Origin of the sequence: Streptomyces olivochromogenes (assembly GCF_021538895.1) — a bacterium.
Taxonomy (GTDB): domain Bacteria; phylum Actinomycetota; class Actinomycetes; order Streptomycetales; family Streptomycetaceae; genus Streptomyces; species Streptomyces olivochromogenes_A.
Genome location: NZ_JADDRL010000072.1, coordinates 39,574 through 51,203, shown reverse-complemented (window position 1 = coordinate 51,203; position 11,630 = coordinate 39,574). Strand labels below are relative to the sequence as shown.

The window sequence follows — 11,630 nt, the reverse complement described above, 5'->3', positions numbered from 1 at the left end:
CACGTTCATGAAGTGGGGCGACGACATCCCCGCCAAGTTCGACCTCAGCAGCCTGCGCGTGCTCGGGTCGGTGGGCGAGCCGATCAACCCCGAGGCCTGGATCTGGTACCGCAAGCACATCGGCGCCGACAGGACGCCGATCGTGGACACCTGGTGGCAGACCGAGACCGGCGCCATGATGATCTCGCCGCTGCCGGGCGTGACCGAGACCAAGCCCGGCTCCGCGCAGACCCCGCTGCCCGGCATCTCCGCGACCGTCGTCGACGACGAGGCGAACGAGGTTGCCAACGGCGGCGGCGGTTACCTGGTCCTGACCGAGCCCTGGCCCTCCATGCTGCGCACCATCTGGGGCGACGACCAGCGTTACCTCGACACCTACTGGTCCCGTTTCGAGGGCAAGTACTTCGCCGGTGACGGCGCCAAGAAGGACGACGACGGCGACATCTGGCTCCTGGGCCGCGTCGACGACGTCATGCTCGTCTCCGGCCACAACATCTCCACCACCGAGGTCGAGTCCGCCCTCGTCTCCCACCCCTCCGTCGCCGAAGCCGCCGTCGTCGGCGCCGCCGACGAGACCACCGGACAGGCCATCGTCGCCTTCGTGATCTTGCGCGGCACCGCCTCCGAGGACGAGGGCCTGGTCAACGACCTGCGCAACCACGTCGGTGCCACCCTCGGCCCGATCGCCAAGCCGAAGCGGATCCTGCCGGTCGCGGAGCTGCCCAAGACCCGCTCCGGCAAGATCATGCGCCGCCTGCTGCGCGACGTCGCGGAGAACCGCCAGCTCGGCGACGTGACCACGCTCACCGACTCCGCCGTCATGGACCTCATCCAGGCCAAGCTCCCCGCGGCACCCAGCGAGGACTGAGGCAAACCGAGGCACCTGGGAAGCCGAGGCACCCAGGGAACGCGCACCAGCTCAGGGGCGCCCCGCACACAAGCGGGGCGCCCCTTTCACGCCTACCGTGGGAATCACCCGGATGCGCCGATCGGCTACCTTAGGTAAACTAAGCAAAGTATCAACGCAGCGACAAGATCCAAAGATGCGCCGGGAAGTCTGGTCGGCATGTGCTCAGCCCTGCCCACCAACCGGAGGTCTCCCCCGTGGCCGCGCCCCGCAACACCGCTCCCCGCAAGGTCTTCGGACGTCTGTCGCTGCCCGAGCGGACCTTCGTCGCGGACGCGCTGCGCACCGAGACCGTCGGTGGCGTGCTGCTGCTGGTCGCCGCCGTCACCGCCCTGATCTGGGCGAACATCCCCGCTCTGCACCACAGCTACGAGACCGTCGCCGACTTCCACTTCGGCCCCGGGGCACTCGGCCTGGACCTCTCCGTCGCCCACTGGGCCGCCGACGGACTGCTGGCGATCTTCTTTTTCGTCGCCGGCATCGAGCTCAAGCGCGAGCTGGTCGCCGGTGACCTGCGGGACCCGAAGGCGGCCGTCCTGCCGGTCGTCGCCGCGCTGTGCGGAATGGCCGTACCCGCCCTCGTCTACGCCCTCACCAACCTCACCGGTGGCGGCTCCTTGGAGGGCTGGGCGGTGCCCACCGCCACCGACATCGCCTTCGCGCTCGCCGTGCTCGCCGTCATCGGCACCTCGCTGCCCAGCGCCCTGCGCGCCTTCCTGCTGACCCTCGCCGTCGTGGACGACCTGTTCGCGATCCTGATCATCGCGATCTTCTTCACCGAGCGCATCGACTTCGCCGCGCTCGGCGGGGCTGTGGTCGGCCTGGTCGTCTTCTGGCTGCTGCTGCGCAAGGGCGTGCGCGGCTGGTACGTGTACGTCCCGCTCGCCCTCGTCATCTGGGGGCTGATGTACAACAGCGGAGTCCACGCGACCATCGCCGGTGTGGCGATGGGCCTGATGCTGCGCTGCACCCCCCACGAGGACGAGCAGCACTCGCCGGGCGAGCACATCGAGCACCTCGTGCGCCCCCTGTCCGCGGGCCTCGCCGTCCCCCTGTTCGCGCTGTTCAGCGCGGGGGTGAGCATCACCGGCGGGGCGCTGCTGGACGTGTTCACCGAACCGGAGACGCTGGGGGTCGTCCTCGGACTGGTCGTCGGCAAGACGGTCGGCATCTTCGGCGGCACCTGGCTGACCGCCCGCTTCACCCGGGCCTCCCTCAGCGACGAGCTGGCCTGGGCCGACGTCTTCGCGGTCGCCTCCCTCGCCGGTATCGGTTTCACCGTCTCGCTGCTCATCGGCGAGCTCGCCTTCGCGGGCGACACGGTGCTCACCGACGAGGTCAAGGCGGCCGTACTGAGCGGATCGCTGATCGCGGCCGTCGCCGCGACCGTCCTGCTGAAGATACGCAACGCCCGGTACCGCAGGCTGTGCGCGGAGGAGGAGCGGGACGAGGACCGCGACGGCATCCCGGACGTCTACGAGGAGGACGACCCGGCGTACCACCTGCGTATGGCGGAGATCTTCGAGCGGAAGGCCGCCGAGCACCGCCGCATCGCCCGGGAGAAGGTCGGCGCGCGCCACGGGCTTGCCGAAGTACCGGGCGGGGCAGGCGAGAAGAACGACCGTCCGGCATGATCTGACGAGACGGTACAAAAGAGCGGGACCGTACCCAGTCAGGCAGAAGACGGAAGCGCGCGCACCGCGTGCGCAGGAGAGGGAGACCGCGATGAGCGCACCCGACGGCAGCCCGGTCGGCGCCGAACGCAGCATCGGCCAGCTGTTCGCGTCGGCGACGACCGATTTGTCGGCGCTGGTGCACGACGAGATCGCGCTGGCCAAGGCCCAGCTCAAGCAGGACGTCAAGCGCGGCGCGACGAGCGGCGGCGCGTTCTCGGTGGCCGCCATGGTCCTGCTGTTCTCCCTGCCGATGCTCAACTTCGCGCTGGCGTACGGCATCCGGACCTGGAGCGGCTGGAACCTCGCGGTCTGCTTCCTGCTGTCCTTCGCGGCGAACGTCCTGGTGGCCGGCCTCCTCGCGCTGATCGGCGTGGTCTTCGCGAAGAAGGCCAAGAAGAGTCAGGGCCCGCAGAAGGTCGCCGCGTCGATGAAGGAGACGGCGGGCGTCCTGCAGAACGCCAAGCCGCACCCCCGCCCCGAGCGCCCGGCGCTGGAGGAGCGTGCGCCCGAGGCCATCGAAGCTGTGGCACGCTCGTCCTCATGACGGACCCCTCCGCCCCTTCGGCCGTACGCATCGACGGTCCCTGGACCCATCGCGACGTCGCCGCCAACGGCGCCCGCTTCCACATCGCGGAGCTGGGCGACGGCCCGCTCGTCCTGCTGCTGCACGGCTTCCCGCAGTTCTGGTGGACCTGGCGGCACCAGCTGGTCTCGCTCGCCGAGGCGGGCTTCCGCGCCGTGGCGATGGACGTGCGGGGCGTGGGCGGCAGCGACCGCACGCCGCGCGGGTACGACCCGGCCAACCTCGCCCTCGACGTCACCGGTGTGATCCGCTCGCTCGGCGAGCCGGACGCCGCGCTGGTCGGCCACGACCTGGGCGGCTATCTGGCGTGGACGGCCGCCGCGATGCGCCCCAAGCTCGTACGACGGCTCGCGGTCGTCTCCATGCCGCATCCGAGGCGCTGGCGCGCCGCCATGATGCGCGACGCCCGGCAGACGGCGGCCGGCTCCTACATCTGGGGCTTCCAGCGGCCGTGGATCCCGGAGCGGCAGCTCACCGCCGACGACGGCGCCCTGGTCGGCAGGCTGATCCGCGACTGGTCCGGGCCCCGGCTGCCGGACGACAAGGCGGTGGAGACGTACCAGCGGGCCATGTGCATCCCGTCGACCGCGCACTGTTCGATCGAGCCGTACCGCTGGATGGTGCGGTCCCTGGCCCGCCCGGACGGCATCCAGTTCAACCGGCGCATGAAGCGGCCGGTGCGCGTGCCGACGCTGCATCTGCACGGCTCCCTGGACCCGGTGATGCGCACGCGCAGCGCGGCCGGCTCGGGCGAGTACGTCGAAGCGCCGTACCGCTGGCGGCTGTTCGACGGCCTCGGGCACTTCCCGCACGAAGAGGATCCGGTCGCTTTCTCCACCGAACTGATCAACTGGCTGAAAGATCCCGAACCCGACCGGTGACCAAGCCGATGCGCCCGGTATCCGGTTCTGAACATTTGCCCTACGAACAGCCACATGCCTGGCGCATAGGCCAATTGAAGGGCTCCGAGGCGGTTATCGACCATGGGGCAGGGGCAGACGTCGGGGTATGGGCTGGACGCACGACTACAGTGACGCACCCCGCAACCGTCGCTCGGCCAATGGCCTGAGCGCCCATGAGCGCGGCACCCCGCAGTTGCCGGGGACGGACCTCCGGGTGGGGATCCCGCGCATCCTGCGCCGCCGGGCCCGCTGGGTCTCGGTCCGTCTGCGCCACCCTCGCGGCTAGCTCCCGGCCCGCCTGCTCCCCGGCCGCCCCACAGGGCGCTACAGGGCGCAGCTGTCGGTGCCGACCTGTTGGTTCGCCGTGCGGCCCTGGGCGATGTCCTGCCGGATCTCGTCGGCCGTGAGCGCGTAACCGGTGTCGGCGTCGTCGAGGGACTTCGCGAAGACCACGCCGTACACCTTGCCGTCGGGCGTGAGCAGCGGGCCGCCGGAGTTGCCCTGGCGGACGGTCGCGTACAGGGAGTAGACGTCGCGGCGAACCGTGCCGCGGTGGTAGATGTCCGGGCCGTTGGCCGTGATGCGGCCGCGCACGCGCGCGGCACGGACGTCGTACGACCCGTTCTCCGGGAAGCCCGCGACGATCGCGCCGTCGCCGCTCGCCGCGTCCTGGGCCGAGAACTGCAGGGCACGCGCCTTCAGGTCCGGTACGTCGAGTACGGCGATGTCGCGCCGCCAGTCGTAGAGGACGACCTTCGCGTCGTACTTGCGGCCTTCGCCGCCTATCTGGACGGTGGGTTCGTCGACGCCGCCGACGACGTGCGCGTTGGTCATGACGCGGCGGTCGGCGAAGACGAAGCCGCTGCCCTCCAGGACCTTGCCGCAGCTGTGCGCGGTGCCCGTGACCTTGACGATGGAGCGCTGGGAGCGGGTGGCGACGGCGCTGCCGGCCAGCGCCGGGTCGGGCGGCCGGACGTCGGTGATCGGCTCGTTGGCGAAGGGGCTGAAGACCTGCGGGAAGCCGTTCTGCGCGAGGACCGAGGAGAAGTCGGCGAACCAGGTGTCGGCCTGCGCGGGCAGGGCCCGGGAGACGCCGAGCAGCACCTTGGAGTTGCGGACCTCCTTGCCGAGCGTCGGCAGCGTCGTCCCCGCCAGGGCCGAGCCGATCAACCAGGCGACCAGCAACATCGCCACGACGTTGACCAGGGCGCCGCCCGTCGCGTCCAGGGCGCGGGCCGGGGACCAGGTGATGTACCGGCGCAGTTTGTTGCCCAGGTGGGTGGTCAGGGCCTGGCCGATGGAGGCGCAGACGATGACCACGACCACCGCGACGACCGCGGCGGTGGTGCTGACCTCGGCGTTGTCGGTCAGGGCGTCCCAGATGACGGGCAGTACATAGACGGCTACGAGGCCGCCCCCCAGGAACCCGATCACCGACAGGATGCCGACGACGAACCCCTGGCGATAGCCCACGACCGCGAACCACACGGCGGCGACCAGCAGCAGGATGTCCAGCACATTCACGAGTGACACCCTGTCATGCGCGCCAGTCGAGCGGGACCTGCTTCTCGCGGTCCCAGGGACGCTCCCAGCCCGCGTAATGCATCAGACGGTCGATGATCCCGGCCGTAAAACCCCAGACCAGAGCCGATTCGACCAGGAATGCCGGACCTTTGTGGCCGCTCGGGTGGACGGCGATGGCGCGGTTCACGGGGTCCGTGAGATCCGCCACGGGGACCGTGAAGACGCGTGCGGTCTCGTTCGGGTCGACGACGCCGACCGGGCTCGGCTCGCGCCACCAGCCCAGCACCGGCGTGACGACGAAGCCGCTGACCGGGATGTAGAGCTTGGGCAGCACGCCGAAGAGCTGGACGCCGGACGGATCGAGCCCGGTCTCCTCCTCGGCCTCGCGCAGAGCGGCCCGCAACGGCCCGTCGGCCTTGGGGTCGCCGTCCTCGGGGTCGAGGGCACCGCCGGGGAAGGAGGGCTGGCCGGCGTGCGAGCGCAGCGAACCTGCACGCTCCATGAGCAGCAGCTCGGGGCCGTGCTCGCCCTCGCCGAACAGGATCAGCACGGCGGACTGCCGCCCCGCGCCGTTCTTCGGCGGGAGGAAGCGGCTGAGCTGGAGCGGTTCGACCGTCTCCACCGCGTGCACCACCGGGTCCAGCCAGCCCGGCAGGCCCTCCTTGCTGAGTGTCACCGGGCCGTCCTGGGTATTGCTCGTGTGCGTCATGCCCACCCCCGTTCTGCCGTCTCCAACGCCGGACGCCTCCGAGTTCGTTCCAGCGGGTCAACCTGTCTTGACCGACCCACCGGCACGGACCGCGCCGCGCCTCCGTTCGTACACAGCGCGCCCCGGCCCGCCGATGACACCCCGCCGGGTCGGCGCGTCACGCGGCCCCCAGCGGCGGTGCCGCTGTGCCGCCCGCGTCGAGGTAGGCCTGCGGGGGCTTGAGGCGCTGGCCCGGGAAGCCGCCCTTCTCGTACTTCAGGAGCTTCTTGGCCTTCTCCGGGTCGGTCTCGCCCTCGCCGTACGCCGGGCAGAGCGGGGCGATGGGGCAGGCGCCGCAGGCGGGCTTGCGGGCGTGGCAGATGCGGCGGCCGTGCCAGATCACGTGGTGCGAGAGGTCCGTCCAGTCACTCTTCGGGAAGAGCGCTCCGACGGCGGCCTCGATCTTGTCGGGGTCCGTCTCCTCGGTCCACTGCCAGCGCCGCACCAGCCGCTGGAAGTGCGTGTCCACGGTGATGCCGGGCCGCCCGAAGGCGTTGCCGAGGACGACGAAGGCGGTCTTGCGGCCGACGCCGGGCAGCTTGACGAGGTCCTCCAGCCGGCCGGGAACCTCACCGCCGAACCGCTCCACGAGGCCCTGGGACAGCCCTATCACCGACCTGGTCTTGGCCCGGAAGAAGCCGCACGGCCGCAGGATCTCCTCGACCTCCTCCGGGTTGGCGGCGGACAGGTCCTCGGGGGTGGGGTACTTGGCGAAGAGTGCCGGGGTGGTCTGGTTGACCCTGAGGTCGGTGGTCTGGGCCGACAGGACCGTGGCGACGAGGAGCTGGAAGGGGTTCTCGAAGTCGAGCTCGGGATGGGCGTACGGGTACACCTCGGCGAGTTCGCGGTTGATGCGGCGGGCACGGCGGACGAGGGCGGTGCGCGACTCGCCCGACGGCGGCTTCTTGGCCACCGCGGCCGACGCGGCGGCCGTCTTCTTCGCGGGCGCCGCCTTCTTCGCCGGAACCTTTTTCTCCGTTTTCACCGTTTTCTTACCACTGCCGGGGTCCTGTTCGCCCACAGCGGAATCGCGACGTACAACCACCCGCGCAGCCCCCTTGGCCTGTGCTCTACCGGCGATTTGGACACCCGGCCAGCCTAAAGCCCGGCACCGACATCCGCCCCGGACCCAGAAGATCAGCCCCCAATTGGACCCCTGCCGCTTACCTCGGGACACCTGTGCGGCATCCTTGTGACAGATCACACTGTTTGGACCGTCCGGCAAAATGGGGAACACGGTCCCCTGGCACCACGGGGAGCAAGATCCCCTGAGCAGGTCGACAAGGAGAGAACTCGTGGACGACGTTCTGCGGCGCAACCCGCTCTTCGCGGCTCTCGACGACGAGCAGGCCGCGGAGCTTCGCGCCTCCATGAGTGAGGTGACCCTCGCACGCGGCGACTCGCTGTTCCACGAGGGCGACCCCGGTGACCGGCTCTATGTCGTCACCGAGGGCAAGGTCAAGCTGCACCGCACCTCCCCCGACGGCCGCGAGAACATGCTCGCCGTCGTGGGCCCCGGTGAGCTCATCGGCGAGCTGTCGCTCTTCGACCCGGGCCCGCGCACCGCGACCGCGACCGCGCTGACCGAGGTCAAGCTGCTCGGTCTCGGCCACGGCGACCTGCAGCCCTGGCTGAACGCGCGTCCCGAGGTGGCCGGCGCCCTGCTGCGCGCCGTCGCCCGCCGACTGCGCAAGACCAACGACGCCATGTCCGACCTGGTCTTCTCCGACGTTCCCGGTCGTGTCGCGCGCGCCCTGCTGGACCTGTCCCGCCGCTTCGGCGTGCAGTCCGAGGAGGGCATCCACGTCGTCCACGACCTCACGCAGGAGGAGCTGGCCCAGCTGGTCGGCGCGTCCCGCGAGACCGTGAACAAGGCCCTCGCCGACTTCGCCGGACGCGGCTGGCTCCGCCTGGAGGCGCGGGCCGTGATCCTGCTGGACGTCGAGCGCCTGGCCAAGCGGTCGCGCTGATCGCCCACGCACACGGAAAGGGCCCTGCCGCGCGGTGGGGCCCTTCGTCTGGCTCGGCCGTAAATCAGCTGCCCGCGCGCGCTCGGCCGGGCACAGTGGGCCCGTGATCCAGAACGCCCCCTCCCGCGGGCTCGACGAGGACGGCTTCCTCCAGCGCGAGGGCTCCCTCGCGCGCGTCCCGGACGATTTCCGTCCGGTCGTCGCCGCCGCTCGCGAACGGCTGCTGGACGTGTTCGGACCGCGGATGCACAGCGCCTACCTCTACGGGTCGATTCCGCGGGGCACCGCGCGCGTGGGGCGCAGCGACCTGGATCTGCTGGTCGCCCTTGAGGAGGAGCCGACGAAGGCCGACCGGGCGGACGTCCGTGCCCTTGGCGAGGCCGTCGACAGGGAGTTCCCGCAGATCGACGGGGTCGGGACGCTGCTGTACGGCCGGGCGCGGCTGCTGAGCGAGCTGGAGCGGTACGACCTGGGGTGGTTCGTCGCCTGCCTGTGCACTCCGCTCCTGGGCGCGGACCTCGCCGAGCACCTCCCCCGCTACCGGCCCGACTCCCTGCTGGCCCGCGAGACCAATGGGGACCTCGCTCTCCTGCTCCCCCGATGGCGGGACCGTATCGCCCGCGCGGCGGACAGCGAGGAAGCCCGGCGGCCCCTCGTCCGGTTCATGTCCCGGCACCTGGTCCGCACCGGCTTCACCCTCGTCATGCCGTGCTGGCGGGGCTGGACCAGTGACCTGCGGGAGATGGCCCGGGTGTGCGGCGGCTACTACCCGGAGCGGTCCGAGCAGCTGCGGGCCGCGGCCGAGTACGGGTACGAGCCCGTCGGCGACGCCGCCGTACTGCGGTCGTACGTCGACGACCTCGGGCCCTGGCTCGCGCGGGAGTACGCGCGCGTGCACGGCGTGAAGGCGCCCAGGCCCGACTAGATGAGCCCGTGGTCCCGTAGGTAGTCCAGCTGTGCCCGTACCGACAGCTCCGCCGCCGGCCACAGTGAGCGGTCCACGTCGGCGTACACGTGGGCGACGACCTCGGCCGGCGTGCGGTAGCCGTCCTCGACTGCGGTCTCGACCTGTGCGAGTCGGTGGGCGCGGTGGGCGAGGTAGAACTCCACGGCGCCCTGGGCGTCCTCCAGGACCGGTCCGTGGCCCGGGAGGACCGTGTGGACGCCGTCGTCCACGGTGAGCGATCTCAGGCGCCGCAGGGAGTCCAGGTAGTCGCCCAGCCGGCCGTCGGGGTGGGCCACGACCGTCGTACCGCGGCCGAGGATCGTGTCGCCGGTCAGCACCGCCCGGTCGGCCGGGAGGTGGAAGCACAGGGAGTCGGCGGTGTGGCCGGGCGTGGGGACGACCCGCAGCTCCAGGCCGCCGAGAGTGACCACGTCCCCGGCGGCCAGCCCCTCGTCGCCGAGCCGCAGCGCCGGGTCGAGGGCCCGCACCTTCGTGCCGGTCAGCTCGGCGAAGCGGGCGGCGCCCTCCGCGTGGTCGGGGTGGCCGTGGGTGAGCAGAGTGAGGGCGACGCGCTTGCCGGCCTTCTCCGCCGCGTCGACGACGTTTTGCAGGTGGCCGTCGTCCAGCGGGCCCGGGTCGATGACCGCGGCCAGCTCGGAGTCGGGCTCCGAGACGATCCAGGTGTTCGTGCCGTCCAGGGTCATCGCGGAGGCGTTGGGCGCCAGCACGTTGACGGCGCGCTCGGTGGCCGGGCCCGAGAGGACCCCGCCCCGGGGCTGGCCGGGCAGGGCTGCTGCGTCCGTCATGCGGGACCTCCACCGGTCGGGGCGGTCGGGATGTGCTTGGTGAACTCGTCGTGGCCCGGCCAGGACAGGACGATCTCACCCGCCACCAGGCGGGCACGGGCGAGGACCGGCGTCATGTCGCGCGCGGGCGCGGCGGCGAGCGCCTCGGCCGCGGCGGCGTACGGGGTCAGCTGGCGCAGGGTCGCGATGGTGGGCGGCATCATCAACAGCTCGCCCTTGTCGTACGAGGCGGCCGCGTCCGTGGGCCGGATCCACACCGTGCGGTCGGCCTCCGTGGAGGCGTTGCGGGTGCGCTGCCCCTGCGGGAGGACGGCGGCGAAGAACCAGGTGTCGTAGCGGCGGGACTCGAACTCGGGGGTGATCCAGCGGGTCCAGGCGCCCAGCAGGTCCGAGCGCAGCACCAGGCCGCGGCGGTCCAGGAACTCGGCGAAGGACAGGTCCCGGGCGACCAGGGCGGCGCGGTCGGCCTCCCAGTCATCGCCGGTGGTGTCGCCGACGACCGAGTCGGGGTCGGGTCCGGCGAGCAGGACGCCCGCCTCCTCGTACGTCTCGCGCACGGCCGCGCAGACGATCGCCTGGGCGCCGGACTCGTCGACGCCGAGGCGCTCGGCCCACCACGCGCGCGTGGGGCCCGCCCAGCGGATCTGGTGGTCGTCGTCGCGCGGGTCGACGCCGCCGCCGGGATACGCGTACGCGCCTCCGGCGAAGGCCATGGAGGCGCGTCTGCGCAGCATGTGGACGGCCGGGCCGTCCGGGGTGTCCTTCAGGAGCAACACCGTGGCCGCGCGCACGGCGGGCACCGGGGTGAGGCTGCCTTCCGCGAGCGCGCGGATGCGTTCCGGCCACTCCGGGGGATACCACTGCCCATTCGCCATGGGCGGAGGCTATCCCGATGTGAGCGAATGTTCGAGAGCAGGCCGGGGCCAGGGCCTACGGCAGCAGCTCCACCTGGACCTCGACCTCGACCGGCGCGTCCAGCGGGAGCACCGCGACGCCCACCGCGCTGCGGGCGTGCACGCCCTTGTCGCCGAGGACCTCGCCGAGCAGTTCGCTGGCGCCGTTGATGACACCGGGCTGACCGGTGAAGTCGGCGGCGGAGGCGACGAAGCCGACCACTTTCACCACGCGCGCGATGCGGTCCAGGTCGCCGGCGACGGACTTGACGGCGGCCAGCGCGTTCAGCGCGCAGGTGCGGGCCAGGTCCTTGGCCTCCTCCGCGGTGACCTCCGCGCCCACCTTTCCGGTGACCGGGAGCTTGCCGTCCACCATCGGCAGCTGGCCGCTGGTGTACACGTACACGCCGGACTGCACGGCCGGCTGGTACGCGGCGAGCGGCGGGACGACCGCCGGCAGGGAGAGACCGAGTTCGGCCAGTTTGGCCTCGACGGCGCTCACGCCTGCTTCTCCCGCTTCAGGTAGGCCACGAGCTGCTCGGGGTTGTTCGGTCCGGGCACGACCTGGACGAGCTCCCAGCCGTCCTCGCCCCAGGTGTCCAGAATCTGCTTCGTGGCATGGACGAGCAGCGGCACGGTTGCGTATTCCCACTTGGTCATGTGGCCGACTGTAGC

14 protein-coding genes are annotated in these 11,630 nt (G+C 71.4%); 7 read left to right on the top strand and 7 right to left on the bottom strand.

Annotated features, from left to right (window positions below; genetic code table 11):
• The 5 genes from IPZ69_RS30590 to IPZ69_RS30570 form a co-directional block, all read left to right on the top strand.
• The coding region (locus tag IPZ69_RS30590) for an AMP-binding enzyme (protein ID WP_235457889.1) at window positions 1–868 on the top strand (868 nt) is incomplete at its 5' end.
• 236 nt (window positions 869–1,104) lie between these two features.
• The gene (nhaA, locus tag IPZ69_RS30585) at window positions 1,105–2,541 is read left to right on the top strand and encodes a Na+/H+ antiporter NhaA (protein ID WP_235457888.1); all 1,437 of its coding nucleotides are present in this window, start codon (window positions 1,105–1,107) and stop codon (window positions 2,539–2,541) included.
• Window positions 2,542–2,632: 91 nt separating this feature from the next.
• Window positions 2,633–3,127 carry a phage holin family protein gene (locus tag IPZ69_RS30580; RefSeq protein ID WP_235457887.1) on the top strand — a complete coding sequence of 165 codons (495 nt, stop codon included), beginning with the start codon at window positions 2,633–2,635 and terminating at the stop codon, window positions 3,125–3,127.
• Complete coding sequence (locus IPZ69_RS30575) at window positions 3,124–4,047, top strand: alpha/beta fold hydrolase (RefSeq protein ID WP_235457886.1); 924 nt, start codon at window positions 3,124–3,126, stop codon at window positions 4,045–4,047. The genes IPZ69_RS30580 and IPZ69_RS30575 overlap by 4 nt, the downstream gene beginning before the upstream one ends.
• A gap of 127 nt (window positions 4,048–4,174) precedes the next feature.
• Window positions 4,175–4,354: a hypothetical protein gene (locus tag IPZ69_RS30570; protein ID WP_235457885.1), complete on the top strand. Its 180-nt coding sequence runs from the start codon at window positions 4,175–4,177 to the stop codon at window positions 4,352–4,354.
• Between the two features lie 38 nt (window positions 4,355–4,392).
• Here IPZ69_RS30570 and IPZ69_RS30565 read toward each other — a convergent pair whose 3' ends face one another.
• The 3 genes from IPZ69_RS30565 to nth form a co-directional block, all read right to left on the bottom strand.
• Window positions 4,393–5,592, bottom strand: a complete 1,200-nt coding sequence (locus IPZ69_RS30565) for a MarP family serine protease (protein ID WP_235457884.1) — start codon at window positions 5,590–5,592, stop codon at window positions 4,393–4,395.
• Between the two features lie 13 nt (window positions 5,593–5,605).
• On the bottom strand, window positions 5,606–6,301 hold the full coding sequence (locus IPZ69_RS30560; protein ID WP_235457883.1) for an NUDIX hydrolase: 696 nt from the start codon (window positions 6,299–6,301) through the stop codon (window positions 5,606–5,608).
• A 157-nt stretch (window positions 6,302–6,458) separates the two neighbouring features.
• Window positions 6,459–7,325 (bottom strand): endonuclease III, encoded by an 867-nt coding sequence (nth, locus tag IPZ69_RS30555; RefSeq protein WP_374294356.1) that lies wholly within the window; start codon window positions 7,323–7,325, stop codon window positions 6,459–6,461.
• Window positions 7,326–7,635: 310 nt separating this feature from the next.
• Between nth and IPZ69_RS30550 the strand changes: the two genes are divergently transcribed.
• Entirely contained in the window at window positions 7,636–8,310 is a 675-nt protein-coding gene (locus IPZ69_RS30550) for a Crp/Fnr family transcriptional regulator (RefSeq protein WP_235457881.1), read from the top strand.
• Between the two features lie 103 nt (window positions 8,311–8,413).
• Window positions 8,414–9,235, top strand: a complete 822-nt coding sequence (locus IPZ69_RS30545; protein ID WP_235457880.1) for a nucleotidyltransferase domain-containing protein — start codon at window positions 8,414–8,416, stop codon at window positions 9,233–9,235.
• On the opposite strand, the gene IPZ69_RS30540 is transcribed toward IPZ69_RS30545, so the two are convergent.
• The 4 genes from IPZ69_RS30540 to IPZ69_RS30525 are packed head-to-tail and all read right to left on the bottom strand — an operon-like array spanning window position 9,232 to window position 11,615.
• Window positions 9,232–10,062: an MBL fold metallo-hydrolase gene (locus IPZ69_RS30540; protein ID WP_235457879.1), complete on the bottom strand. Its 831-nt coding sequence runs from the start codon at window positions 10,060–10,062 to the stop codon at window positions 9,232–9,234. The two genes, IPZ69_RS30545 and IPZ69_RS30540, sit on opposite strands and share 4 nt — an antisense overlap.
• Window positions 10,059–10,937: an NUDIX hydrolase gene (locus IPZ69_RS30535; protein WP_235457878.1), complete on the bottom strand. Its 879-nt coding sequence runs from the start codon at window positions 10,935–10,937 to the stop codon at window positions 10,059–10,061. The genes IPZ69_RS30540 and IPZ69_RS30535 overlap by 4 nt, the downstream gene beginning before the upstream one ends.
• A 55-nt stretch (window positions 10,938–10,992) precedes the next feature.
• Window positions 10,993–11,457 (bottom strand): RidA family protein, encoded by a 465-nt coding sequence (locus IPZ69_RS30530; protein ID WP_235457877.1) that lies wholly within the window; start codon window positions 11,455–11,457, stop codon window positions 10,993–10,995.
• Entirely contained in the window at window positions 11,454–11,615 is a 162-nt protein-coding gene (locus tag IPZ69_RS30525; protein WP_003975360.1) for a DUF4177 domain-containing protein, read from the bottom strand. Before IPZ69_RS30525 ends, IPZ69_RS30530 begins: the two co-directional genes overlap by 4 nt.
• Window positions 11,616–11,630: the final 15 nt, after the last annotated feature.

Excerpts from the sequence above, each read along its gene's own strand:
- IPZ69_RS30580 (WP_235457887.1), top strand. The coding sequence starts at position 2,633 with ATGAGCGCACCCGACGGCAGCCCGGTCGGCGCCGAACGCAGCATCGGC.
- IPZ69_RS30575 (WP_235457886.1), top strand. The coding sequence starts at position 3,124 with ATGACGGACCCCTCCGCCCCTTCGGCCGTACGCATCGACGGTCCCTGG.
- IPZ69_RS30570 (WP_235457885.1), top strand. The coding sequence starts at position 4,175 with ATGGGCTGGACGCACGACTACAGTGACGCACCCCGCAACCGTCGCTCG.
- IPZ69_RS30560 (WP_235457883.1), bottom strand. The coding sequence starts at position 6,301 with ATGACGCACACGAGCAATACCCAGGACGGCCCGGTGACACTCAGCAAG.
- IPZ69_RS30540 (WP_235457879.1), bottom strand. The coding sequence starts at position 10,062 with ATGACGGACGCAGCAGCCCTGCCCGGCCAGCCCCGGGGCGGGGTCCTC.
- IPZ69_RS30535 (WP_235457878.1), bottom strand. The coding sequence starts at position 10,937 with ATGGCGAATGGGCAGTGGTATCCCCCGGAGTGGCCGGAACGCATCCGC.
- IPZ69_RS30525 (WP_003975360.1), bottom strand. The coding sequence starts at position 11,615 with ATGACCAAGTGGGAATACGCAACCGTGCCGCTGCTCGTCCATGCCACG.